The 23,932-nt window shown below is 72.4% G+C and carries 21 protein-coding genes; 16 read left to right on the plus strand and 5 right to left on the minus strand.

All coding sequences use genetic code 11. The features are described from left to right. Positions 1-12 precede the first annotated feature (12 nt). From BLQ63_RS22430 to BLQ63_RS22445, 4 genes are all read left to right on the plus strand, one after another. Positions 13-2,631, plus strand: coding sequence for a valine--tRNA ligase (locus tag BLQ63_RS22430; RefSeq protein WP_091039766.1), 2,619 nt, complete (start codon positions 13-15; stop codon positions 2,629-2,631). Between the two features lie 83 nt (positions 2,632-2,714). Further along, a complete protein-coding gene (locus tag BLQ63_RS22435) occupies positions 2,715-4,052 on the plus strand; it encodes a bifunctional folylpolyglutamate synthase/dihydrofolate synthase (protein WP_245681056.1) in 1,338 nt (445 codons plus the stop codon). Beyond that, entirely contained in the window at positions 4,045-4,464 is a 420-nt protein-coding gene (locus tag BLQ63_RS22440; protein WP_218125436.1) for a DUF4233 domain-containing protein, read from the plus strand. The genes BLQ63_RS22435 and BLQ63_RS22440 overlap by 8 nt, the downstream gene beginning before the upstream one ends. After that, a complete protein-coding gene (locus BLQ63_RS22445) occupies positions 4,461-4,982 on the plus strand; it encodes a GNAT family N-acetyltransferase (protein ID WP_091039767.1) in 522 nt (173 codons plus the stop codon). Before BLQ63_RS22440 ends, BLQ63_RS22445 begins: the two co-directional genes overlap by 4 nt. A gap of 10 nt (positions 4,983-4,992) precedes the next feature. On the opposite strand, the gene BLQ63_RS22450 is transcribed toward BLQ63_RS22445, so the two are convergent. Beyond that, positions 4,993-5,175 carry a hypothetical protein gene (locus tag BLQ63_RS22450; RefSeq protein ID WP_091039768.1) on the minus strand — a complete coding sequence of 61 codons (183 nt, stop codon included), beginning with the start codon at positions 5,173-5,175 and terminating at the stop codon, positions 4,993-4,995. A gap of 207 nt (positions 5,176-5,382) precedes the next feature. On the opposite strand from BLQ63_RS22450, the gene BLQ63_RS22455 reads away from it, so the two are divergent. Genes BLQ63_RS22455 through BLQ63_RS22465 form a run of 3 tightly spaced genes read left to right on the plus strand, consistent with a single transcriptional unit; the run spans position 5,383 to position 9,201 of the window. After that, positions 5,383-7,248, plus strand: coding sequence for an SCO2524 family protein (locus tag BLQ63_RS22455; RefSeq protein ID WP_143015048.1), 1,866 nt, complete (start codon positions 5,383-5,385; stop codon positions 7,246-7,248). A 2-nt stretch (positions 7,249-7,250) separates the two neighbouring features. Beyond that, positions 7,251-8,195 carry an SCO2523 family variant P-loop protein gene (locus BLQ63_RS22460; protein ID WP_091039770.1) on the plus strand — a complete coding sequence of 315 codons (945 nt, stop codon included), beginning with the start codon at positions 7,251-7,253 and terminating at the stop codon, positions 8,193-8,195. Positions 8,196-8,205: 10 nt separating this feature from the next. Continuing rightward, on the plus strand, positions 8,206-9,201 hold the full coding sequence (locus tag BLQ63_RS22465) for an SCO2522 family protein (RefSeq protein WP_091039771.1): 996 nt from the start codon (positions 8,206-8,208) through the stop codon (positions 9,199-9,201). 3 nt (positions 9,202-9,204) lie between these two features. Here BLQ63_RS22465 and BLQ63_RS22470 read toward each other — a convergent pair whose 3' ends face one another. Beyond that, complete coding sequence (locus tag BLQ63_RS22470) at positions 9,205-10,227, minus strand: SCO2521 family protein (protein WP_091039772.1); 1,023 nt, start codon at positions 10,225-10,227, stop codon at positions 9,205-9,207. A gap of 49 nt (positions 10,228-10,276) precedes the next feature. Continuing rightward, positions 10,277-12,007 carry a glyoxalase/bleomycin resistance/dioxygenase family protein gene (locus BLQ63_RS22475; RefSeq protein WP_091039773.1) on the minus strand — a complete coding sequence of 577 codons (1,731 nt, stop codon included), beginning with the start codon at positions 12,005-12,007 and terminating at the stop codon, positions 10,277-10,279. Between the two features lie 126 nt (positions 12,008-12,133). Between BLQ63_RS22475 and ndk the strand changes: the two genes are divergently transcribed. Then, the gene (gene ndk / locus BLQ63_RS22480; RefSeq protein ID WP_091039774.1) at positions 12,134-12,541 is read left to right on the plus strand and encodes a nucleoside-diphosphate kinase; all 408 of its coding nucleotides are present in this window, start codon (positions 12,134-12,136) and stop codon (positions 12,539-12,541) included. A 77-nt stretch (positions 12,542-12,618) separates the two neighbouring features. Here ndk and BLQ63_RS22485 read toward each other — a convergent pair whose 3' ends face one another. Next, on the minus strand, positions 12,619-13,224 hold the full coding sequence (locus BLQ63_RS22485; protein WP_091039775.1) for a nucleotidyltransferase family protein: 606 nt from the start codon (positions 13,222-13,224) through the stop codon (positions 12,619-12,621). Between the two features lie 65 nt (positions 13,225-13,289). Beyond that, positions 13,290-14,795: a PucR family transcriptional regulator gene (locus BLQ63_RS22490; RefSeq protein WP_177155064.1), complete on the minus strand. Its 1,506-nt coding sequence runs from the start codon at positions 14,793-14,795 to the stop codon at positions 13,290-13,292. A gap of 264 nt (positions 14,796-15,059) precedes the next feature. Between BLQ63_RS22490 and uraD the strand changes: the two genes are divergently transcribed. From uraD to BLQ63_RS22530, 8 genes are read left to right on the plus strand one after another with little or no spacing between them, the layout of a single operon-like run. After that, positions 15,060-15,593 (plus strand): 2-oxo-4-hydroxy-4-carboxy-5-ureidoimidazoline decarboxylase, encoded by a 534-nt coding sequence (uraD, locus tag BLQ63_RS22495; protein WP_091039777.1) that lies wholly within the window; start codon positions 15,060-15,062, stop codon positions 15,591-15,593. Continuing rightward, complete coding sequence (gene uraH / locus BLQ63_RS22500) at positions 15,590-15,913, plus strand: hydroxyisourate hydrolase (RefSeq protein WP_091039778.1); 324 nt, start codon at positions 15,590-15,592, stop codon at positions 15,911-15,913. The genes uraD and uraH overlap by 4 nt, the downstream gene beginning before the upstream one ends. Further along, positions 15,914-16,759, plus strand: coding sequence for a factor-independent urate hydroxylase (pucL, locus tag BLQ63_RS22505; protein ID WP_091039779.1), 846 nt, complete (start codon positions 15,914-15,916; stop codon positions 16,757-16,759). Then, positions 16,756-17,637, plus strand: a complete 882-nt coding sequence (locus tag BLQ63_RS22510) for an FAD binding domain-containing protein (RefSeq protein WP_091039780.1) — start codon at positions 16,756-16,758, stop codon at positions 17,635-17,637. Before pucL ends, BLQ63_RS22510 begins: the two co-directional genes overlap by 4 nt. Further along, entirely contained in the window at positions 17,634-18,203 is a 570-nt protein-coding gene (locus tag BLQ63_RS22515; RefSeq protein ID WP_245681057.1) for a (2Fe-2S)-binding protein, read from the plus strand. The genes BLQ63_RS22510 and BLQ63_RS22515 overlap by 4 nt, the downstream gene beginning before the upstream one ends. Continuing rightward, positions 18,200-19,570, plus strand: coding sequence for an 8-oxoguanine deaminase (locus BLQ63_RS22520; RefSeq protein WP_091039782.1), 1,371 nt, complete (start codon positions 18,200-18,202; stop codon positions 19,568-19,570). Before BLQ63_RS22515 ends, BLQ63_RS22520 begins: the two co-directional genes overlap by 4 nt. Then, the gene (locus BLQ63_RS22525; protein ID WP_091039783.1) at positions 19,563-21,902 is read left to right on the plus strand and encodes a molybdopterin cofactor-binding domain-containing protein; all 2,340 of its coding nucleotides are present in this window, start codon (positions 19,563-19,565) and stop codon (positions 21,900-21,902) included. The genes BLQ63_RS22520 and BLQ63_RS22525 overlap by 8 nt, the downstream gene beginning before the upstream one ends. Then, positions 21,899-22,918: an XdhC family protein gene (locus tag BLQ63_RS22530; protein ID WP_091039784.1), complete on the plus strand. Its 1,020-nt coding sequence runs from the start codon at positions 21,899-21,901 to the stop codon at positions 22,916-22,918. The genes BLQ63_RS22525 and BLQ63_RS22530 overlap by 4 nt, the downstream gene beginning before the upstream one ends. Positions 22,919-23,932: the final 1,014 nt, after the last annotated feature.

The raw sequence follows: 23,932 nt of genomic DNA on the forward strand, positions 1-23,932 counted from the left end.
TAAACTGGAACGGTGACAGACGCAGCGAAGCAACATCGAGACCTGGCCGCCCACTTGCCGAAGACGTACGCGCCCGTAGAGGTAGAGGCTCGTCGTTACGCGAAGTGGGTAGCCGACGGTCGCTTCAAGGCTGCCGACGACTCGGACCGCGACCCTTACGCGATCGTGATCCCGCCGCCGAACGTGACCGGCCAGCTGCACCTGGGCCACGCGCTCGACCACACCCTCATCGACTCCCTCGTGCGCCGCGAGCGCATGAGGGGCAAGGAGGCCCTGTTCCTGCCGGGCACCGACCACGCCGGGATCTCGACGCAGAACGTGGTGGAGCGCCAGCTCGCCGACAAGGAGGGCCTGTCCCGCCACGACCTGGGCCGCGACGCGTTCGTGGACAAGGTGTGGGAGTGGAAGGACGTCTACCACGAGCGCATCACCTCGCAGATGAAGAAGATCGGCGACGGCGTCGACTGGGACCGCGAGCGGTTCACGCTCGACGACGGCCTCTCCAGCGCCGTGCAGACGATGTTCAAGCGCATGTACGACGACGGCATGATCTACCGCGCCGAGCGCATCATCAACTGGTGCCCGCGCTGCATGACCGCCCTGTCGGACATCGAGGTGGAGCACCAGGAGGACGCGGGCGAGCTGGTGTCGATGCGCTACGGCGAGGGCGAGGCCTCGATCGTGGTGGCGACGACGCGTCTGGAGACGATGCTGGGCGACACGGCCGTGGCCGTGCACCCCGAGGACGAGCGCTACCGGCACCTGCTCGGCACGACGGTGGAGGTGCCCTTCACCGGGCGGCGCATCCCGATCGTGGCCGACGCGCACGTCGATCCCGAGTTCGGGACCGGCGCGGTGAAGGTGACGCCGGCGCATGACCCGAACGACTTCGCGATCGGCCAGCGCCACGGCCTCGAATCCATCCTGATCATGGACGAGCGCGGCGTGATCACCGCGCACGGGCCGTTCCAGGGCCTGGACCGGTTCGAGGCGCGTTCGGCGATCGCGGCCGCTTTGCGGGCCGATGGCCGGATCGTGGCCGAGAAGCGCCCGTACATGCACGCGGTCGGGCACTGCGAGCGCTGCGACACCACGGTGGAGCCGCGGTTGTCGAAGCAGTGGTTCGTCAAGGTGGAGCGCCTCGCGAAGGCCGCCGGCGACGCGGTGCGGTCGGGTGAGACGAAGATCCACCCGCCGGAGATGGAGAAGCGGTTCTTCTCGTGGGTGGACAACCTCCTGGACTGGTGCATCTCGCGCCAGCTGTGGTGGGGCCACCGCATCCCGATCTGGTACGGGCCGAACGGCGAAGAGCTGTGCGTGGGCCCGGGCGAGACCGCTCCGGAAGGCTACGTGCAGGACCCGGACGTGCTCGACACGTGGTTCTCCTCGGGCCTGTGGCCGTTCTCGACGTTCGGCTGGCCGGAGGAGACGAAGGCGCTCGAGAAGTTCTATCCGACGGCGGTGCTGGTCACCGGCTGGGACATCATCTTCTTCTGGGTGGTCCGGATGATGATGTTCGGGACCTACGCGATGGGCAAGGCGCCCTTCGGCGAAGTGTTCCTGCACGGTCTCCTGCGCGACAAGAACGGCAAGAAGATGTCGAAGTCCTCGGGCAACGGCATCGACCCGCTCGAGGTGGTCGACCAGTACGGTGCGGACGCGCTGCGGTTCATGCTCGCGCGCGACGCGAACCCCGGCGCGGACGCGATCGCCTCGATCGAGCTCGCCGAGATCTCGCGGAACTTCTGCAACAAGCTGTGGAACGGGACCCGGTTCGCGCTGATGAGCGGCGCGACGGTGGAGGGCGACCTGCCCGCCGACCTGTCGCTCATCGACCGGTGGATCCTCTCGCGCCTGTCGAACACGATCGAAGCGGTCGACGGCCACTTCGAGACCTACGAGTTCGCCAAGGCCATGGACGCGCTCTACCACTTCGCGTGGGACGACGTGTTCGACTGGTACCTGGAGCTGACCAAGCCGGTGCTCGCCGAAGGCGGCCCGAAGGCGGACGACACGCGCCGCGTGATCGGGCACGTCTTCGACCAGCTGCTGCGCCTGCTCCACCCGGTGATCCCGTTCGTGACCGAGGAGCTGTGGCTCACGCTCACCGGCGGCGAGGACCGCGGCGACTCGCTCACCGTGGCCGCCTGGCCGACCGCGGCCGGGTCGGACGCCGAGGCCGAACGCCTCGTGGGCGCCCTCCAGCACCTCGTGACCGAAGTCCGCCGCTTCCGTTCGGACCAGGGCGTCAACCCCGGCCAGCGGGTGGCGGCCCGCATCACCGGCCTGGAGGCGGCCGGACTGGGCGACATCGAGGGTCTCATCCGCGCGTTCGCGAAACTCGACCCCGAAGGGGAGGGCTTCGCCCCGACCGCGGAACTGGCCGTGTCCGACCAGGTCCACGTCGCGCTCGACACGTCCGGGACGATCGACGTCGCGGCCGAGCGGGCCCGGCTCGACAAGGCCCTCAAGGCCGCCGAGAAGGAGCTGGCCACCACGACCGGGAAGCTCGGCAACGAGGCGTTCCTGGCGAAGGCGCCCGACGCCGTGGTCGACAAGATCAAGGCGCGCAAGGCCACCGCCGAGGCCGACATCGCGCGCATCACCGCGCAGCTCGACCGACTGGCCTAGGGAAGGCGCGGCGGCCGTCCCCGGGGACGGCCGCCGCGCCGACCACACGCACGGCTCGCAAGCACCAGACGGGGGACTCCACCTTGAACGCCGAACTCGCCCAAGTCGAGGCCGCGCTCGAAGCGCGCGGCTTCTCGCGCTGGGACTTCACGCTCGACCGCATCAAGCAGCTGCTGGACATGATGGGCGACCCGCAGCGGTCGTTCCGGTCCGTGCACATCACCGGCACCAACGGCAAGACCTCGACCTCCCGCATGATCGAGCGGCTGCTGCGCGGGCACGGCCTGCGCACCGGCATGTTCACCTCGCCGCACCTCAACGACGTCACCGAGCGCGTGTGCATCGACGGCGAACCGATCTCGCCCGAGAGGCTCGCGGCCGCCTACTACGAGATCGCGCCGCTCGCCGACCTCGTCGACCGCGAGGCCCCCGAGGCCCTCACCTACTTCGAGATGACCGTCGCGCTCGCCATGGGCGCCTTCGCCGACACCCCGATCGACGTCGGCGTCATCGAGGTCGGCCTCGGTGGCGAGACCGACTCGACCAACGTGCTCAACGCCGAGGTCGCGGTCATCACGCCCATCGGCATCGACCACACCAAGTGGCTCGGCGAGACCCTCGCCGAGATCGCGACCATGAAGGCCGGGATCGTCCACGAGGGCTCGACCCTCGTCACCTCGGTGCAGGAGCGCTCGGCGATGGAGCCGCTGCTGCGCCGCGCCAACGCCGTCGGCGCGAAACTCGTGCCCGAGGGCCGCGGCTTCGAGGTCACCGCCCGCGAGGTCGCCGTCGGCGGCCAGCTCGTCACCATCGAGACCCGCGCCGCCCGCTACCAGGACCTGTTCCTGCCGCTGCACGGCGAATACCAGGCGCACAACGCGGCCCTCGCGCTCGCGGCCGTCGAGGTCCTCCTCGGCGCCGGCGAGCCGAAGGCGCTCGACGCCGAAGTCGTCGGAGCGGCCTTCGCGGACTTCACGTCCCCGGGCCGCCTGGAAGTCGTCCGCACCGCCCCCACGGTCGTCCTCGACGCCGCCCACAACCCCGCCGGCATGGAGGCGATGGCCAAGGCCGTCGAGGAGGAGTTCAACTTCCGCAAGCTCGTCGGCGTCGTCGGCATGCTCGCGGACAAGGAGACCGAGCACATGCTCGAACTCCTGGAGCCGCTCCTCGAGGAGATCGTCATCACCAAGTCCTCCTCGGACCGGGCCATGCCCGCGGCGACGCTCGCGAAGCTCGCCCGCGAGGTCTTCGGCGAGGACCGGGTCGTCGTCATCCCGCACATGGCCGACGCGATCGCCCGCGGCATCGAACTCGCCGAGGAGGCCGACGACGTCTACGAGTCCGGCGGCGGCGTCCTCGTCACCGGCTCGGTCTTCACCGTCGCCGACGCCCGCCGCATCCTGGTGGGCCGCCGTGGCTGAGCACGGGCGCGAGCACCCCGAGGAGCCCGAAGAGGCCGAGGCGCCCTGGACCGGGCCGGACCCGTCCCGCTCGGGCCTGCGCGACCCCGACCGCGCCGCGCGCACCCTCGCGGCCATGGCGCTGAGCTTCGAGGCGCTGGCGCTGCTGCTGGCGATCGTGCCGATGCGGATGATCCTGGACGACAGCGGAACCGCGACCGCGGTGATCGTGATCCTCACGGCCGCATGCGTCCTGCTCGCCGGGATGTCCAAGCGGCCCTGGGTGTGGCCCGCAGGCGCGGTGCTCCAGCTCGCGGTGATCGCCTGCTGGCCGATCCACTGGTCCCTCGGCACGGCCGGAGTCGTCTTCGCCCTGGTCTGGGCCTACTGCTGGTACGTGAAAGCGCAACTGGGAAGGCCGCCCAAGCGATGAGCCCGATCCTGGAGACCGAACGGCTCGCATTGCGCCCCTTGGCCGCCGCCGACGCCGAAGCGCTCGCCGCCATCAACGCCGACCCCGAGGTCATGCGCTACATCGGCGGCGGCAGCCCGCTCACCGCGGAGGAGACCGAAGCGCGCACCGCGAAAGCGGAGGCGCACTGGGACGCGCACGGCTGGGGCGTCTTCGCCGTCAGCGAACGCGACACCGGCGCCCTGGTCGGCTGGGCCGCGCTGGCGACCCCCGCGTTCCTGCCGGAGATCCTGCCCGCCACCGAACTCGGCTGGCGCGTCAAGCGCGACCGGTGGGGCCGCGGCTACGCGCCCGAGGCGGCGCGGGCCGTGCTCGGCTTCGCGTTCGGGGAGCTCGGTCTCGACCGCGTGGTCTCGTGCATCCACAGCGAGAACGCCGCCTCGATCCGCGTGGCCGAGAAGCTCGGCATGACCCTCGAACGGGTGACCGTCGTCCCCGGCCACGAGGTTCCTTGCAGCGTCTACGAACTGAAGGCCTGAACGGGGGCGGTCAGCGCTCGGCGCCGTCGCGGCCCGCCGTCCACCCGCTCGGGATCGGCTCGCCGGAGGTCGGCGCCGCGTCCCGCGGGCCGGTGCGCTCGGCCCGGCGGCGGCGCCGGTCCCGGACGCCGGTCACCGCGGCGGCGGTCGCCACGGCGCCGATGATCACGCCCGCCAGCAACAGCTCGACCATGTCGACTCCTCGTGCGTTCGGGAGGACCGGTTCGCCCGGTTCGCCATCCCTACTCATAGGACGCTTGAGGGGCCCCTCCCGGACGTTCGCCGTCTGTCGGGTAGCCGACAACACGCGTTCTGCGAGTCCGTCTGTGTCGCATGGGCATGCCATAGTGAAGATGTCCGATTCGGTCCTGCGAGCGCTCGGCGGTGGTCCCTTGTGAAGATGCAGCCTCGGCAACAGCTCCTCGACATCTGGAAGGCGCAGGTCGCCTACAGCTGGCGACCCGCCGAGGACGGCGGCAAGCGCAGGGTGTGGCACTGGGGCGGGCGCAACGACTCCGACGCCGTCGGCGACGCCCAGCAGCTGCTGTGCCTGCTCTTCCCCGCCCAGGAGCTCCCCGAACTGCGCTACGCCGACCCCGACGCCACCAGCGACCCCGTGCTCGACGCGCTCGCCGGGCTCGGCGACGCCGTCGAGATCCCCATCCGGATCATGCGCGTGGTCGGGGACTACATGGAGCGCCACGTCGACGACGAGGGCGTGCCCGTCTACTCCGGCGGCTCCAACATGCACCGCGTCGACCGGTCCCAGGAGGCCAGCCCCGAGCAGCGGGCCATCGACGTCACCGAGGGCTTCGCGCTCGCGATCCCGCTGTGCCTCACGGCCTTGACGTTCCTCGCCGACTTCAGCCCCACGGTCAAGCGCATGGGCCGCAAGGACCTCATCGAGGAACTGGACCAGATCGAGCAGATCGTGCACCGGCGCCTCCTCGGCGCCATCACCGGCCTGCTGCGGTCCTTCGCGGTGTCGACCTTCGACGCCGACGACGACTTCGGGCGCCAGCTCATCGCCCTCATCAACGTCGACGGCCAGCCCGACCGCAAGATCGTGCGCCGCTTCCGCGAGGAGTCCGAGGAGATCATCGCCTCGCTGCGCAACATCACCGTGGGCTCGGGCGGCACCGCCGGCGTCGAGGCGCCCACGAAGCTGTTCGAGATCGGCTGGTCCTGGTCGGTGGTGGAGCAGGCCCCCGACATCCTCGACGTCTCCGACACCTCCACGCAGCGCACGGGCCGCGCCGAGGACGCCCCCTACCTCTACTTCACCGTGGTCGCCCTGGAGGCCATCACGACCCTGTTCTCCCCGAGGGTCATGCGCCGCAACCTCCTCACCGAGGAGGAGCAGCGCCTCGGCCAGTCCCTCCAGCTGCGCATGGACGTCACCCGCCGCTACTGGGCCATGGTCGCCTCCTTCGGCGGCGGCTCCAAGTGGCCGCTCGAAGACGTCCCCTGGCGCACCACCGACGGCCTGGAGTACGACTACTACAGCCTCCTGGTCTGCGCGGTCGCCACCGACACCTTCGGCGCCTCCCGCGGCGGCGACGACGACCTCATCCGCCTCGGCGACGTCCTGGTCGAACTCGCCAACCGCGGGCGCATCACCCGCCGCCCGCTCACCGAGGACCGCGCGATCGAGATGCACTTCCCGGGCGTGAAGGCCGAACTGGCCGGCATCGAGAAGCTCCAGGGGCCGGCCATGGTCTGGAACATGGTCGACTTCGCACCCCTGCTGCTCAAGCGCCTCTACCACGCCGCGGGCCTGCTGGTCACCATCGAGTCCCGCGCCGAACTGCTCGAAGTGGCCGACCTCGTGTGGGACCACCTGGCGCGCAGGCGCATCCGCGACGGCGAGGCCTCGCGGCTGTGGGACCAGCCCAAGCAGGTCTACGGGGAGCTGCGCCACTGGTTCGGCGACCCGTCCTGGCACTTCACCATCCGCGTGGTCGAGGCGATGGTGCTCGCCGCCCAGTTCGCGACCTCCGAGCCGGCCCGCTCGCGAAACCTGGAGAACCTCGCGCACGAACTCCTCGTCGAGGCCGAGCACATCTACGACCAGGAGCTGCTGCGCGGCTCGGCGAACGCCGGACCCGCACTGGCGCAGGAGATCCGCTCGGTGGGCCTGACCATCCGCCACGCCAAGGACGTCGTCGACGAGCGTCCCGGCACCGCCTTCTCGCTCGGCGTCAAGGCCCTCATCGACCTCGACCGGCTCATCGCGGCCGGCCGCGACGCCGAGACCGGAGTGTGACGATGCTGCTGTTCGCGACCTCGGACAAGGGGGGCACGGGGCGCTCGGTCTCCTCGTGCAACCTGGCCTACCGCCGCGCTCTCCAGGGCAGCAACGTGTGCTATGTGGACTTCGACTTCGGCTCGCCCACGGCCGGTGCGATCTTCGCCATCGACGACCTCTCCCACGGCACCTACGGCAACGGCATCCACGAGTACCTCCAGGACCTCGCCTCCGAGCCCGAGCGCCACTCGGTGTGGGCCGAGAGCGACCGCGTCGAACTCCAGGCCCGGCCCGACGGCGCGGGCGACCTCGTCCTGTGCCCCGGCGACGCCGACGGCTCGGAGTTCCCCGGCGACGAGACCACCGTCGACCGCTGCGTCGACCTCCTCCAAGAACTCTCGCGCGAGTTCGACCTCGTCATCGTCGACCTGAGCGCGGGCCGCTCGCACGCCACCGAGATGGTCATGGCCGCCACCGCCCGGCCCGAGCTCGCGAACCTGCCCTGGCGCTGGATCGTCTACCACCGCTGGACCAAGCAGCACGTGCTCGCCGCCCACTCGCTCGTCTACGGCGAGCGGGGCCTGGTCGAGACCAGCAAGGGCCTCGGCGACGACTACCAGCGCAAGCTCCTGGCCTCGATCCGCTACGTGCGCACGGCCGTCGTCGACCCCGACGGGGCCGACCTGTCCGGCCTCAAGCCCACGCAGGTGCGCTGGCTGCGCAAGATCGACGCCGACCTGCACCAGATGGCCGCGCGCCTCAAACTCGGGCGCATGAACCTGCTCGGGTCGGTCCCGCTCGACCCCGTGCTCCAGTGGCGCGAGCAGATCATCACCGACGCCGACACCGTCACGCTCGACATCGCCAACCAGGAGACCGTCAAGGCCTTCTCGGAACTGGCCGTGCGCTCCGCCGAGGAGCTGTTCGTGCCGGGCCTCGAAGCCATCGCCCGCGGCATCGAATGAGGTGGATCGCATGACCTACGAGGAGACCAGCGCCAAGCAGCGCACCGAGCGCTTCGGCATGTCCCACCTGTCGATCGAGGTCGGGCACCTGTACGCCGACGACCTCGCCCGGCCCGACACCCTCAAAGAGGAGATGGCCTCGGCCGCCGCCTGGGTCCACGGCACCACCGAGGCCCTGACCAAGCGCCTCGGCGGCCGCACGCCCCGCGTGAGCACCTGCTACCTCGTGGACGACTACTTCCACGAGGGCCTGCCCTCGCCCGAGAAGCTCATCAGCGTCGTCACCGAGGCCGCCGCCGACGCGGGGCTGCGCATCGACTACCTCGCCCGCGAGTCCGCGTGCGCCCAACTGGGCCCGCTGGACCTGGCCGGTCTCGTGGCCGACCGGATCGTGTTCGAACCGCCGCCGGGCACCAACGGCTCGCGCCCGCCGGTGTCGCGCTCGGGCTGGCTGTGCAACGGCGTCCCCAGCCCCAAGCCCAAGCGCGTCGCGATGGGCGCCGCCGACCAGTGGGTGCCGCCGAGCCAGAACTCCCGGCGCGAGCACTCGGTGTTCCTCGACGTCGAACTGTGGAACGACACCGCGGAGGGCCGCCGCTGGTCGTGCCCGATGCTCGCCGCGGTCTGGCAGCTGCTGCGCCTCGGCGTGCTGCGCAACGGGGGACGGCGCATCGGCGTGCCCGAACCGGTCGAGGCGGTCGTGCCCGTCGAGCACGGCCACGACCCCGACCGGGCCCTGTCGGCCCGCTTCCCCGAGACGTGGGGGGCGATGCCGCCGATCCTCCAGCTGAACGCGAAGGCGTTCCCGTTCCCCGCCTACCGCACCGTCTCGGTCCTGTCGGTGGACTTCCTTGAGGTCGAGCACGCCGTCCGCGTCATCTGCGGCGCGGTCCGCACCGACGCGGGCGCGGTCGAGTCGATCCGCAAGTCCGCCGAACGCGAGGGCATGACCCTCCCGGCCGAACTCGTCGACCGGCTCACCTACATCTTCCAAGGGCCCCTTTAGGCCTCACCGGTAGTACGGGTCGCCGGCGCCGCCGGTCTGGCGCTGGCGCTGCTCCATCATGTCGAGCATCTGCGCGGCGATGTCGGCCGCGCCGTAGTCGATCTGCGAGCGCACCCGCTCGGTCATGGACCGCCACTGGCTGGTCAGGCCCGGGCGCCGCTCCAGCGAGTCCCACATGAACTCCAGGTCCCGCGAGGTCCGCGCGCCCGCCGACCACAGGTGCAGCAGGTGGTCGACGACGGGCCGCAAGGTCCGCAGCGTGTGCCGCGGCTCCTCGCCGATCTTCGCCAGCGCGATCCGGGCCGCGACGGCGCTGAGCAGCCAGTCGTGGACGGCCAGGTCCTCGGCCGCCGCGGCCACGTGCTCGGGCTCGATCAGCCCGGTCACCATGCTCATGCGCCGCCGGTCGGTGCCGACCAGGCGGAACGCGACGGCGTTGCCCGAGCCGGGGTCGGCGATCGCGGCCCACCGCAGCCGGGTCGAGCCGGTCTTGATCGGGGGGCGCTGGTCGAGCACGGACCGGGAGAGCACGTCGGTGATGGAGTGGCGCGCGATCGCGGCCGCGTCCAGGAGCCCGGCGCGGTCGCGGCGGCCTTCGGCGACGAGGAACCCCTCGGCGAGGCGCCGGGCCTCGAAGTTCCCGATCGTCTCCAGGGTCCCGGGCCGGGCCAGGTAGTACGACCAGGGCATCCGCCGCGGATGCTGCGGGGGCGAAATCGCGGTCCACGACGAGCCCTGGAGCAGGTGCCCGCCGGTCAGGACCGCCCGCGAGCAGACGGTGCCCACGGCCCTCACGGTGCCGTTGGCGGCCTCCCCATCGGTGTGCCGGTTGCCCGGCTTGGGGCCCAGCGGGAGCCGGCAGTCGACGCCGTGCAGGAGCGTCGCCGACGAGGTGTGCGGGACGGGGCGGGCCCACTGCACGACGGTCTCGCCGACGGCGAGCGACAGGGCCGCCTTCGCCTCCTCGGGCGTGAGCGGGCGCGAGTGCGGCAGCAGTCCGGTGTGGATCTCACCGACGATCAGCATGGGCGTCACTTCCCTCTTCGGGCCAAAGGCTCTGCGGCGCGCGTTCGAGCTAGTCGCGCTCCCGGTGCTCGGTGATGGCCAGTCCGTGGCCGTCCGGGTCGCGGAACGCCGCGGCGCGCATCTGGTAGTTCTTGCCCAGCAGGGCGGTGCGCGGCAGGTGCAGGAACTCGACGCCGGCCTCGTTCATCTCCGCGAACGTCGCGTCGATGTCGCCGACCTCGAAGGTCAGGTGCATGACGCCGGTCTCGCCCGGGGGCGCGTCGGGCCGCTCCCACAGCAGGATCTTCCCGAACCCGGCGTCGAGCACGGCCGCTTCGTCGGTCTGGTCGGCGACCTGGAGTCCGAGTGCGTCCGTGTAGAACTCGACGGACCGCTGGAGGTCGGCGACGACCAGGGTGGCCGCGACGTCGGTGACGTCGGTGCCTCCGAGCCGCTGCTCCGACAGGAGCAGCGCGGCCAGGTCCTCGGCGAGGCTGCGGCCTTCGGCCGAGTCGCGGGGGCGCGGCGGCGTCGGCGACTTGAGCCGGGTGACGGCTTCGGCGATGGGGCCCTTGGCGGGCGGCGTCTCGTCGGTCTTCGGCGCGACGGTCACCTCGTCGCCGCCGACCTGCTCGGTCGGCAGCGTGAACGCCCCGGCGACCGGGGGGTCGGCGGGGCGCGGCGCCGATTCGGCGACGGCCGACGACGCGGCGGGCGGCTCCGACCCGGGTTCGGCTTCGTGCTCGGGTTCGGTTTCGGGCTCGGCGATCGGCCACACCCGCTCGGGTACGGCCGTGAACGGCCGCACCAGTTCGGGCTCGGGGTCGGTGTCCCCGAGGGGGCGCACCGGTTCGGTGAGGCGCGGCGGCGCCGTCTGCTCCGCGGCCACCGTCGCGGGGACCTCGTCCGGTCGCGGCGGCTCCGGTGCGATCGCCTCCGGCGCGGCCCTCTCAGGCTCGGCGGGCGCGGCCTCGGCCGCACGCGACTCGGCTTCGGGCGCGACAGTCTCGGAAGTCGCCACAGGCTCCGGAATGCTCGCCTCGGGCGCTTTCGCCTCGGGCGCAGCCGAAGCCGCTGGCCTGACCGGCTCGGGTCCGGGCCGCGTCTCCGCTTCGGGCTGCGGGGCGGGCTCGAACAGGTCGTCGAGCGCCTCCATCGTGCCCGGGGCCTTCGCGGCGGCGGGCCGAGGCGGGTCGTCCTCGACGATGAGGTCCTCGAGCCGGTGCTGCCCGATGAGCGGCGGGGCCGGGACCGGCTGCGGGAAGCGCCGCGCCGAATGCTCCACGGTGAAGAACGCGATGCAGCCGGCGAGGCACACGAACGCGAGCACGGCGATGCCCATGCTCTGCGCACCGATCGCCATCGAGGTGAAGAAGAACGCCAGAATCAGTAAAGTGATGGCACCGATCGCGCGCGAGGTCCGCCATCGCATCCGGCGGTCGGCGTTGAGGATCGTCCCGATCGCCTCGCCGCCCGCGGCGTGGTGCTGGCGCGAGTGCAGGTCCTTCATGGCGTGCTGGTTGATCGCCCACCACCGGGCCTCGCGCTGGCGGCGCTGCTGGTCCATCATGAGCCGCTGCTGGCGCAGCTGCTCGGCGGTGGCCCCCCGGGCCGCGGGCTGGCGCACCCCCCTGGGCATCGCCTTGGCCGGCTGGGCCTTGCGGGCGCCGCCGGTCTTGGCGCCGCCCTTCGCGGCGGTGCCCTTCGCGCCGCCTCGGGCGGCCCCGCCTTTCGCGGCGCCTCTGCCGGGCGCCTTGGAAGGCCGGGGGGCCGGCCGTGGGGGTTGGCTGCCACGTGCCATCGGGGACACCTCATCCACAACTGGGAGAACCGGGTTGCAACGTGAATCGTACGTGGGTGAGGCAACAGACACAACATCGCTTAGGATGACAGCCACAATCCGACAGTCTCTTCCGAGGAGTTCTCCGTGGCCCAGCAGCGCACGCTCGTGTTGATCAAACCCGACGCCGTACGGCGCGGGCTCGTCGGCGAGGTCCTGGCCCGTCTGGAGCGCAAGGGGCTGGTCATCGAGCAGCTGCGGATGCGGACGATGGACGCGCCGCTCGCGGACGCGCACTACGCCGAGCACGTCGGCCGGGAGTACTACGAGGGCTTGAAGACGTTCATGACGTCGGGTCCGCTGGTGAGCCTGGTCGTCTCGGGCGACGAGGCGATCCCGGTGGTGCGCAAGCTGGCCGGTGCCACGGACGGGCGCAAGGCCGAGCCGGGGACGATCCGCGGCGACCTGTCGGTGTCCAACCAGCAGAACCTGATCCACGCCTCGGACGCCGAGGAGTCGGCCAAGCGCGAGATCGACCTCTGGTTCGCCGCTTAGACCACGGGGTGCGATGGGCGCACCGCTGACGACGTTGGCAGCAGTGCGCGGCCCGTGACCCTACGCGCCGGCGGCGCTCAGGCGAGTCCCGCCAGCCTCGGCGCACCCGGGCGGGTGAGCGCGGCCAGGTCGGCCGGGGTGTCGATGTCGAGCGGGTCGCCCGGGCAGGGGATCTCGCGGACCAGGGACGCGTTCGCGGCCAGGAAGTCGCGCGCGCCCCGGTCCCCGACCGCGGTGTCGGCGATGGCCCCCAGATGCTCGCGGGCGAAGTACATCGGATGCCCGCGCACGCCGTCGTAGACGGCGACCGCGATCGCGACGCCCTCCTCGGCGGCGGTGATGAGCCGCCGGACCGCCTCGGCCTCGACGCGCGGCAGGTCGACGAGGGTCACCACGACCCCGTCGTACCGCTCCGGCACGGCGGCGAGCCCGGCCTTGAGCGATGTCGACAGCCCCTGCCCCCAGCGGCGGTTGAGCACCGGCGTGAACGCCTCCGCCGCCGCCGACAGGGCCTGCTCGGCCCCGGCGCCCAGGACCGCCAGGACCTGGCGGCAGCCGCCGTCGCGCAGTGTGGCGACGGCGCGGTCCAGCAGGCTCCGCCCGTCGTATTCGACCAGGGCCTTCGGCTGCCCGAAGCGCCTTCCGGCGCCCGCGGCGAGCACCAGCCCCGCGGTGTTCTTCATGTCGTCCCCCTTCGGTGGACCCGCCCCCCTGGCGGGTCTCGGTCGCACTGGTTCGGCCCGCCGGTTCAGTCGAGGCTGACCGCCAGCGCGAGATCCATCCGGTCGAGGGGGTTGCGCAGGTCGCGCCCGGTGAGCTCCTCCACGCGCCGCATCCGGTAGCGGACGGTGTTCACGTGGAGGTGCAGGCTCAGCGCGCACTGGCGCCACGAGCCGTCGCATTCGAGGAACCGCCGCAGGGTCGGCAGCAGGTCGGAGCGGTGCCGGGCGTCGTACTCGAGGAGCGGGTCGAGCACGCGGGTGCGGAAGGCGCGGCTGACGTCGGGAGGGACGGCAGCCAGGAGCATCCGGTGCGAGACGAGGTGGTCGGGTTCGGCGATGTCGACGCCGCCGGCGCGCGGCTGCGCGAGCGCGGCGGTGTGCCGCGCCTGTTCCAGGGCGCCGCGCAGGCCCTCGGGGGAGCGGACCGGATCGGCCAGGCCGACGCTGACGGCGCCCGACCCGCCCGGGTTCGCGCCCGACAGGACCGCGGCGCAGTGCCGCGCCCACTCCAGCAGGCGGGGCCGCTCGTCGGCGCTCCCGGCCGGGCCCGCGAGGATCGCGACGGTCTCGTCCCCGACCGTGGCCCACACGGCCGCCGGCGGCTGGAGCAGGTTGTCGAAGGGGCCGGCGACGGCCTCGGCGACCACGACCTCGCGCAGCGCAGCGGGCTCGCCGACCGCGGCGATGACGGTGCACCCGCCGCCGACCGGGAGCCCGGCCGAGCGCATCAGGTGCTCGTCGACGCGGCCCTCGCGCAGCGCGCCGATGAGCTCCACGTCGGGGGCCGGGCGCTGCGCCGGGTCGTCGAGTTCGAGCATGAGCAGCGCCGAGAGCTGCTCGGCGACGAGGCGGCGCTCCGGCGGCCACCGCGTGTGGTCGTCGTCGGTGACCAGGAAGCGGCCGGTGTGGATGGTCGAGCCGATGCCGAACACCGAATAGCAGCGGTGGCGGTCGAGCGTCACCTTCACCGGGAGCCGTTCGGCGGCGTGCGCGCGGGCGACGACCGCCGACCGGTCGGCGTCGCTCAAGTCCAGCCCCCCGCGCAGCGCCCGCCCGCTCGGGGACAGCACCAGGCACTCCATGCCCAGCTCGGCGCGGATGAGCTCGAGGATCTGCCCGATCCCGTCGGCCGCGATGAGCCGCCGGTGCCGGTCCAGGAGCGAGGCGAGGTCGCCCGAGCGGCCCACGGACAACCGCTGCACGATCCGCTCGGTGATCTCGGCGAACGCGACCTCGGCGTCCACGGCGAACAGCGGCAGGTCGTGCAGGGCGCACGCGTCCACCAAGTCGGCGGGCACCGCGTGGAACTCGGGGTGGTCGCCCGCGCCGAGCGCCGTCACGCCCGCCTTGATCAGGTTGCGCACGTAGGCGTCCGAGTCCGCTTCGGCCCGGCGCCACATCATCCCGGTGAGCACCAGCTCCCCGCCCGAGAGGTAGCGGCGCGGGTCGTGCAGGTCGGTGGGCACGACCCAGCGGATCTCCCGGTCGAGGTGGTGCTTTCCCGAGACCAGGGTCAATCCCAGCTCGGGCATCTGCAGCAGTGAACGGAGTCGCAAGGTGGCCCCCAGGGGTCCGGCCTTCTCAGGCGGGTCGGGACGCGGTAGGTAAGGCCACCATAGCCCCGCCGCCCCGCCGAGTTTGGACGATCCTCCAGCATTTAACGGCCGGGAAACGAAGGTTTCATAGCGGCCGACCATAGGCCCGGGCCTCGTGTTCGGGCTTCACTTACGGGACCGGCGCGGTTGTGCGACGGTGAGGTGGAGCCGGATCGAACGAGACCTGAACGGGAGGCGCCGATGTGGACGCTGAGGGCGTTCAACGCGATGGACGCCGCCGACGCCGTCCGAGTCCTGACGGCCTGCTGCGCCTCGCAATCCTGGGCCGAGAAGGTCGCCACCGGCCGCCCCTACGGCACGGTCGCCTCGCTCAAGGCCGCCGCGCTCGCCGCGTTCGACGAACTCGACGACGCCGAACTGGCCGTCGCCCACGCCGCCCACCCGCCCATCGGGAAGCCGCGACCCGCCGAGGGCGCCGACTGGTCGCGCGGCGAGCAGTCCCGGGCGCTGGCCTCCGCCGAAGCGGTACGGGCCGAACTCGCCGAGGTCAACGCGGCCTACGAGCACCGGTTCGGGCGGGTCTTCCTCATCTGCGCGACCGGTCTGACCGGCGAGGAGATCCTCGCCGAGGCCAGGCGGCGCCTCGCCGGCGACGACCGGGCCGAAGCGGCCGCGTCCGTCGCCGAACTGCGCAAGATCACGGCACTGCGACTCGACAAGTCCTTCGGCGCCGGACCCGCCGCCACCGCCCCCGGAACCGAGGTGCGGCCGTGAGCTCCGTGTCCTCCCACGTCCTCGACACCGTCACGGGCCGCCCCGCCGCCGGAGTCCGGCTGACCCTGCTCCGCGCCGACGCCGACGGCCGCATGCGGGAAGTCCGCTCGGGCGAGACCGACGCCGACGGCCGCGTCCCGGCCTGGCCCACCGAACCGGGCGCCCACCGCCTCCGCTTCGACACCGGCGCCTGGTTCGCCGCCCGCGACACCCCCGCCTTCTACCCCGAAGTCGAGGTCGCATTCACCGTCGACGACGGCCACTGCCACGTGCCGCTGCTGCTCAGCCCCTTCGCCTACACCACGTATCGAGGTAGCTAGATGCCGAACGACAGTCCCTTCACCTTGGGCCCCAACAGCTACGGCAAATCCGGAGTGCGCCTCGTCCACGTCGGCCGCGACAGCGCCCGCCACGAGATCCGCGACCTCACCGTCCACACCGCGCTCTCCGGCGACCTCGACGCCACGCACCGCACCGGCGACAACACCGGCGTCCTGCCCACCGACACGCAGAAGAACACCGTGTACGCGTTCGCCCGCGACGGCATCGGCCCCGCCGAAGCCTTCGCCGAACGCCTCGCCCGCCACTTCGTCGACCGCACCCCCGCCATCACCGACGCCCGCGTCGGCATCGAAGAACACGCCTGGACCCGCCTCGGCCGGCACTCCTTCACCCGCGGCGAAGGCGGCGAACTGCGCACCGCCGACGTCCACTACGACGGCCAGACCGCCGCCGTCGCCTCCGGCATCCGGGACCTCCTCCTGCTCAACACCACCGACTCGGCGTTCCGGGGCTTCCGCACCGACGAGTACACGACCCTGCCCGAGACCGACGACCGCATCCTCGCCACCGCCGTCACCGCGACCTGGACCTACACCGCCGCCCCCGCCTCGTACGACACCGCCTTCGACGACGCCCGCGAAGCACTCCTCGCGGCCTTCGCCGACACCTACTCCCTGTCGCTGCAACAGACCCTCTACGCCGTCGGCGAGCGCATACTGAAAGCGATTCCCGAGGTCGGGGAAGTGCGGCTGTCAATGCCGAACCGACACCACTACCTGTACGACCTCGAGCCGTTCGGCCTCGACAACCCCGGCACGGTCTTCCAGGCGGGGGACCTGCCGTACGGACTCATCGAAGGCACGGTCCGAAGGGAGGCGACATGACGACGCCCGCCTTGACCGCACCCGCCTTCCACCGGCCCGCCGACCTCGCCGACGCGCTCGCCCACCTCGCCGAGCACCCCGGCGCCGTGCCGATCGCGGGCGGCACCGACCTCATGGTCGCCGTCAACTACCGCCGCGCCCGCCCCGAGGCGATGCTCGACCTCACCGGCCTCGCCGAACTGCGCGCCTGGAGCGACGAGGGCGACGCGATCCGCATCGGCTCCGGTGTGCCCTACGCGCGGATCGTCGCCGAACTCGCCACCGTCCTGCCCGGCCTCGCCGCCGCGTCCCGCACCGTCGGATCCCCGCAGATCCGCAACCGCGGCACGCTCGGCGGCAACCTCGCCACCGCCTCGCCCGCCGGCGACGGGCACCCGCCGCTGCTCGCGTGCGGCGCGCGGATCACCATCGCCTCCACCGCCGGGACCCGCACCGTCGCCGCCGACGCGTTCTTCACCGGCCCCAAACGCAGCGTCCTCGAACCCGGGGAACTCATCACGGCCGTCACCGTGCCCAAAGCCGCAGGGCCGCAGCAGTTCCTGAAAGTCGGCACCCGCAACGCCATGGTGATCGCGGTCTGCTCGTTCGCCCTCAGCCTCGACCTCGACGCCCGCCGCCTCGGCACCGGCATCGGCTCGGCCGGGCCCGTGCCGCTGCGCGCGAGGGAGGCCGAGCGGATCGACCTGCCGTGGGCGGACCCGCGCCGCTTCGACGACGCGCTGGCCGCCGAGTTCGGCCGCCGCGTCGCCGCCGCGGCCTCGCCGATGGACGACGTCCGCGGCACCGCCGACTACCGGCGCCACGCGCTGGCGGTGTGCGCGGCGCGCGCGCTGCGCCGCGTGTGGGCGGCGGCGCACACCGAGGGGAGCGGGCGATGAGCGAGGGAATGCGGGTGCGGATGCGCGTCGACGGGGCCGAGATCGCGGCCGACGTCGACCGGCCCGGGGAGAGCCTGCTGACGAGTCTGCGCGACCGGCTCGGGCTGACCGGTTCCAAGAACGCCTGCGAGCAGGGCGAGTGCGGGTCGTGCACGGTCCTGCTCGACGGGCTGCCGGTGTGCGCGTGCCTGGTCGCGACCGCGCAATGCGAAGGGCGCGAGGTGAAGACGGTGGTGGGGGCGGTGCCGCGGCCGGTGCGCGACGCGTTCGTCGCCTGCGGGGCGGTCCAGTGCGGGTTCTGCACGCCGGGGCTGCTCGTGTCGGTCGCGGACCTGCTCGACCGCGAACCCGACCCCGACGACGCGCTGATCCGCGAGGCGCTCGCGGGGAACCTGTGCCGGTGCACGGGTTACGAGAAGATCATCGAGGCGGTGCACGTCGCGGCCGAAGCGATGTCAGACGGGGTGCCCCGGGTACCCGCCCGTTCCCACCTTCACCACAACCAGTGGATAAATGTCACCACCTTCCCACGTGGCGACGCCGAAACCGGGGAGGACACGCCGTGAACGCGATCGTGATCGAGAACACCGCCATCGCCACCGTCGACGCCGCCGGCACCGAGCACGCCTCCGGCCACCTCATCATCGAGGACGGCCTCATCACCGCCGTCGGGCCGGGGCCCGCGCCCGAAGGCGCGCTGCCCGACCGCGCGCAAAGGATCGACGGCTCCGGGTGCCTCGCCACGCCCGGCCTGGTCAACACCCACCACCACCTCTACCAGTGGGCCACCCGCGGCCACGCCGCCGACCACACCCTCTTCGAATGGCTCACCGACCTCTACCCCGTGTGGGCGCGCCTGCGGCCCGAGCACGTCCAGGCCGCCAACACGGCCGGGCTCGCATGGCTGGCCCTCTCCGGCGCCACCACCGTCGCCGACCACCACTACGTCTACCCCGCCGGCCAGGCCGCCGACCTCGTCGACGTCCAGATCGCGGCCGCCGCCCAAATCGGCCTGCGCCTCCACCTCGCCCGCGGCTCCATGGACCGCGGCGTGAGCGACGGCGGCCTGCCGCCCGACCACATCGTCGAAGACCTCGACGCCGCACTCGATGCGACCGCCGACGCCGTCGACCGCCACCACGACCGGTCCCCGGGCGCGATGCTCCAGATCGCCGTCGCCCCCTGCTCCCCGTTCTCGGTCTCCACCGAACTCCTCCGCGAAGCCGCCGCACTCGCCCGCGACAAGGGCGTCCGCCTCCACACCCACCTGTGCGAGACCCTCGACGAGGCCGACTACTGCCGCCGCGTCCACGGCTGCGACCCCGTCGAGTACATGGACAAGGTCGGCTGGATCGCCCCCGACACGTGGCTCGCCCACGCCGTCCACCTCGACGCCGACGCCCAGCGCCGCCTCGGCGCCGCCGGCACCGGCGTCGCCCACTGCCCCTCCTCCAACGCCCGCCTCGGCACCGGCCTCGCCGACGTCCCCGCGATGCTCGCCGCCGGCATCCCCGTCGGCCTCGGCGTCGACGGCGCCGCCAGCCAGGAGGCCGGGCACCTCGGCGAGGAACTGCGCCAAGCGCTCTACACCGCCCGCCAGCTCCACGGCCCGCACGCCATGGACGCGCGCACCGCACTGCGCCTGGGCACCATCGGCGGCGCGACGATCCTCGGACGCGACGACCACCTCGGGTCCCTCGAAGCCGGCAAGCAGGCCGACATCGCCCTGTGGGACCTCACCGGCCTCGGCCACGCCGGGATCGCCGACCCCGTCACCGCCCTCGTCCTCGGCCCCGCCGCCCCGCTGCGGCTGCTCACCGTCGCCGGACGGCCCGTCGTCGAACACGGCGAACTGCGCACCGCCGACACCGCGGCGCTCGCCCGCGGCCTCGCCGCCGCGAGCGCGAACCTCAGGGAGGCCCCCCGTGCCTGAGCCCACGACTCCGACCCCGCCGCGCAGGGCAGCCGGCGGGGTCGGGACCCACCCGGCCGCCCCGGCCGGGCCGCGCCCGCACGCCGCCGGCGTCGGCACCAGCCCCGCCCGCCCCGAAGCCGAAGCGAAAGTCAACGGCGCCTTCGACTACGCCTCCGACCTCCACTTCGACGGCATGTTGTGGGGCCACACCCTCCGCAGCCCGCACCCCAGCGCCGGAATCCGCGCCGTCGACACCGCGCCCGCGCTCGCCCTCCCCGGCGTCCACGCGGTCCTCACCGCCGCCGACGTCCCCGGGAAGCTCCACTACGGACTCATCGACGCCGACCAGCCCGTCCTCGCCGCAGGCGAAGTGCGCTACCAGGGCGAGCCGGTCGCGATCATCGCCGCCGACACCCTCGACACCGCCCGCCTCGCGGCCGAGGCGATCCGCGTCGACTACGAAGTGCGCGAACCGCAATGCGACCCGCAGGCCGCCGTCGACGCCGGGAACCACTTCCGGTACCAGCCCGTCCGCCTCGGCGAACCCGTCACCGCCGAAGCGGCCGTGATCATCGCCCGCGAGTACACCGTCGGCATGCAGGACCAGGCGCCCCTCGGCCCCGAATCCGGTGCGGCCGTTCCCACCGGCGACGGCGGCGTCCGCCTGCACGTCGCCACCCAGTGGCTCCACTCCGACCTGGAGCAGCTCGCCCCCTGCCTCGACCTGGAACCCGACCGCATCCACATGGTCATGGCCGGGATCGGCGGCGCTTTCGGCGCCCGCGAGGACCTGTCCGTCCAGGCGCACATGGCGATGCTCGCGCTCGCCACCGGCCGGCCGGTGAAGATGATGTACGACCGGGCCGAGTCCTTCCTCGGCCACGTCCACCGCCATCCCGCGCGCATGCGCTACGAGCACGGCGCCGACGAGCACGGGCGCCTGGTCTACGTCAAGGCCCACATCGTCCTCGACGGCGGCGCCTACGCCTCCACCACCGACGCGGTCGTCGGCAACGCCGCCTCACTCGCCGTGGGGCCCTACGAGGTCGAACACGTCGCCATCGACGCCTGGGGCGCGCGCACCAACAACCCGCCGTGCGGGGCCATGCGCGGCTTCGGCGGCGTCCAGACCTGCTTCGCCTACGAGTCCCAAATGGACGCCCTTGCCGAGGCGCTCGGCCTCGACCCCTTGGAGATCCGCCGCCGCAACGCCGTAGCCCAGGGCTCCAGGCTCATCAACGGCCAGATCATCGACGCGCCGTCGCCAGCCGCACCCGCCGTCGTCGGCTCCGACGCCGTTCCCCAGGCGGGCACCGCCCCGAGCCCCGCACCCCCGGGCGCGGCCGGCGCCGACGCCCGCCCCTTCTCGCCGCTCGCCGACATGATCGACCGCATCAGGGAGATCCCCGTCCCCGCGATCCCCGCCGCGCGCGACATCCTCGACCTCCCCGGCGGCACCGGCAACACCACGCACGGCGAAGGCGTGCGCCGCGGCGTCGGCTACGGCGTCGGCCTCAAGAACGTCTGCTACTCCGAAGGCTTCGACGACTACTCGACCGCCCGCATCCGCCTCGAACTCGAAGACGGCGAACCGGTCGCCACCATCCACACCGCCGCCGCCGAAGTGGGGCAGGGCCACTGGAACCTCCAGACCCAGATCGTCCGCACCGAACTGGGCGTCGACCGCGTCCGCCTGGCGCCCAACGACACGAAGGTCGGATCGGCCGGATCCTCCTCCGCCTCCCGCCAGTCGTACATGACCGGCGGCGCCGTCAAAGCCGCCGCCGAAGCCGCCAGAGCACTGTGGACCGACCGCGATCTCGCCGACGGCCCGATCGAAGCCACCCGCGTCTTCCGCCACCGCGCCACCAAACCCATGGACGCCATCACCGGCCAAGGCGACTCGCACGTCCAGCTCGCACTGTGCGTCCACCGCGCCACCGTCGACGTCGACGTGGAACTCGGCCTCGTCAAAGTCGTCGACCTCACCTGCGTCCAAGACGTCGGCAAGGCCATGAACCCCAACGCCCTCGAAGGCCAGATCCACGGCGGCACCGCCCAAGGCCTCGGCCTCGCCGTCATGGAGGAACTCGTCACCGTCCGCGGCGAGGTCAAGAACGCCTCCTTCACCGACTACCTCATCCCCACCATCCTCGACATGCCGCCGATGCGCCTGCACATCGTCGAGAACGCCGACCCCGAAGCGCCCTACGGCCTCCGCGGCGCCGGCGAACCGCCCACCCTCTCGTCCACCCCCGCGATCGTCGCCGCGATCCGCGACGCCACCGGACTGGCGCTCACCCGCGTGCCGGTCAGGCCCGAACACCTCACCACCGGGAGGCCGTCATGAGGGACATCGCCGCAGCGCTCCGCGCCTGGATGAGCGAAGGACGGCCCTTCGCGCTGGCCTCGCTGGTCGGCGTCTCCGGCTCCGCACCGCGCCCGCTCGGCACCGCGCTCGCCGTCGACGCCGAGGGCGCGGCCCTCGGCGGCGTCTCGGGCGGCTGCGTCGAAGCGGCCGTCTACCTCCGCTGCCGGGAAGTCCTCGACGACGGCGCGCCCGTGGTCGAATCCTTCGGCTACACCGACCAGGACGCCTTCGCGATCGGGCTCACCTGCGGCGGCTCCATGGACGTCCTCATCGTCAAGGTCGATCCCGGCGACACCGCCATCGCCGCCGCCCTCGACGCGATCATCGCCGGGGAACCGGTCTCGCTCGTGCGCGCCGTCCAGGGCCCGGACCTCGGTGCGGCCGTGGCCATCACGAGCCACGGCTTCACGGGGAGCCTCGACCTCGACGGGACCGCGCTGCCGGCGACTTCAGGCCGAGCCGGACGCTTCGCCGTCGAGGTCCACACCCCGCCGCCCCGGCTCCTCGTCTACGGCGCGGTCGACTTCGCGGCGCCGGTCGTCAGGATCGCCAAGCAGCTCGGCTTCCACGTCACCGTCTGCGACGCGCGCGCCGTCTTCGCCACCGACATCCGCTTCCCCGAGGCCGACGAGGTGATCGTCGACTGGCCCCACCGCCACTTCGACCAGATCACCGCCGACGCGCAGACCGCCGTGTGCGTCCTGACCCATGACGAGAAGTTCGACCTCCCGCTCCTCGAACGCGCCCTCGTCTCCGAGGCGGGCTACATCGGGGCCATGGGCTCGCGCGCCACCCACCGCGACCGCCTCGCGCGACTCCACGAAGCGGGCGTGGACGACACCGCGATCGCCAGGCTCCGCTCGCCGATCGGCCTCGACCTCAACGGCCGCAACGCCGACGAGACCGCACTGTCGATCCTCGCCGAGATCATCGCCGTCCGCAATCGAGCCGCCGCCGGATTCCTCACCGGAGCCGAAGGCCCCCTTCACCACTGAACTGAAGACCGCAGCACCGCCGAACATCCGCACCGGCCCATGTGAAAGGAGCAACCGAACTGCGACCGCACCGCCGAGACAGGCTGCACCGGCGAGGCCGGGCGGCCCGAACCGCACCGGCCACCGCAAGCCACGCAAGCCGCCGAAAGGAACCAGAACCGCTGACCGCACCACTCGCTACAAGCCACTGCCCGGGCAGGTGAGACCGCCGAATCGCATTAGCAGCCGCAGACCACATCAGCCCACCGGGACCAACGACCGAACGGCCGACCGCAACACCTGAACCGCACCGGCCAGGCCGGGCGACCCGAACCGCACCGGCCACCGCAAGCCGCACCCGTCCACAGGAAGGAACTGGCGAACCGCCGACCGAACCACCCGATACGAGCCGCACCGGCCCAGGCAGGTCGCACTGCCGAGTCGCACCAGCAGCCGTAGACCGCAGCGGCCCACCGGAACTGTCGACCGAGCGCCGACGCAACACCCGAATGGCGCTGACTGCTACGGGGCCGTATCGACCCGGGTGGCCCGAACCCTCCAACTGCACCAGCCTCCGCAAGCGGCACCGCCCACCGGAACCAACGACCGGCCTGGCGACGCGACACTCGAACCGAACCGACCGCACCACCCGACATGAGCCGCACCGACTCGGGCGGACCGAACCGCCGAACTGCACCAGCCGGCTCGGGCCGCTCCGGCCCACCGGAACCAACGGCCGAATCGCCGACCGCGATGCCCGAACCGCACCGATCCGGAGCGGACCGCGCGGGCCTGGCGGAACGCACCACCGAACCGACCGCACCATCCGCTACGAACCGCACCGACCCGGGCGGCACGAACCGACGACCGCACCAACCGCAGACTGCACCGGTCAACCGGAACCAACGATTGAACTGCCGACCGCGACGCCTGAACTGCACCGGCTCGGCGCGGACCGTGCAGGCCGCATGGCTCCCAGCGGAGCGCACCACCGAACCGACCAGCAGACCACCCGATACGAACCACACCGGCTCG

Source organism: Glycomyces harbinensis (assembly GCF_900101745.1).
Taxonomy (GTDB): domain Bacteria; phylum Actinomycetota; class Actinomycetes; order Mycobacteriales; family Micromonosporaceae; genus Glycomyces; species Glycomyces harbinensis.

Excerpts from the sequence above, each read along its gene's own strand:
- BLQ63_RS22470 (WP_091039772.1), bottom strand. The coding sequence starts at position 10,227 with ATGCTGATCGTCGGTGAGATCCACACCGGACTGCTGCCGCACTCGCGC.
- BLQ63_RS22465 (WP_091039771.1), top strand. The coding sequence starts at position 8,206 with ATGACCTACGAGGAGACCAGCGCCAAGCAGCGCACCGAGCGCTTCGGC.
- BLQ63_RS22460 (WP_091039770.1), top strand. The coding sequence starts at position 7,251 with ATGCTGCTGTTCGCGACCTCGGACAAGGGGGGCACGGGGCGCTCGGTC.
- BLQ63_RS22510 (WP_091039780.1), top strand. The coding sequence starts at position 16,756 with ATGACGACGCCCGCCTTGACCGCACCCGCCTTCCACCGGCCCGCCGAC.
- BLQ63_RS22475 (WP_091039773.1), bottom strand. The coding sequence starts at position 12,007 with ATGGCACGTGGCAGCCAACCCCCACGGCCGGCCCCCCGGCCTTCCAAG.
- BLQ63_RS22450 (WP_091039768.1), bottom strand. The coding sequence starts at position 5,175 with ATGGTCGAGCTGTTGCTGGCGGGCGTGATCATCGGCGCCGTGGCGACC.
- pucL (WP_091039779.1), top strand. The coding sequence starts at position 15,914 with ATGCCGAACGACAGTCCCTTCACCTTGGGCCCCAACAGCTACGGCAAA.
- BLQ63_RS22530 (WP_091039784.1), top strand. The coding sequence starts at position 21,899 with ATGAGGGACATCGCCGCAGCGCTCCGCGCCTGGATGAGCGAAGGACGG.
- BLQ63_RS22445 (WP_091039767.1), top strand. The coding sequence starts at position 4,461 with ATGAGCCCGATCCTGGAGACCGAACGGCTCGCATTGCGCCCCTTGGCC.
- BLQ63_RS22515 (WP_245681057.1), top strand. The coding sequence starts at position 17,634 with ATGAGCGAGGGAATGCGGGTGCGGATGCGCGTCGACGGGGCCGAGATC.
- BLQ63_RS22455 (WP_143015048.1), top strand. The coding sequence starts at position 5,383 with ATGCAGCCTCGGCAACAGCTCCTCGACATCTGGAAGGCGCAGGTCGCC.
- BLQ63_RS22485 (WP_091039775.1), bottom strand. The coding sequence starts at position 13,224 with ATGAAGAACACCGCGGGGCTGGTGCTCGCCGCGGGCGCCGGAAGGCGC.
- BLQ63_RS22490 (WP_177155064.1), bottom strand. The coding sequence starts at position 14,795 with ATGCCCGAGCTGGGATTGACCCTGGTCTCGGGAAAGCACCACCTCGAC.
- uraD (WP_091039777.1), top strand. The coding sequence starts at position 15,060 with ATGTGGACGCTGAGGGCGTTCAACGCGATGGACGCCGCCGACGCCGTC.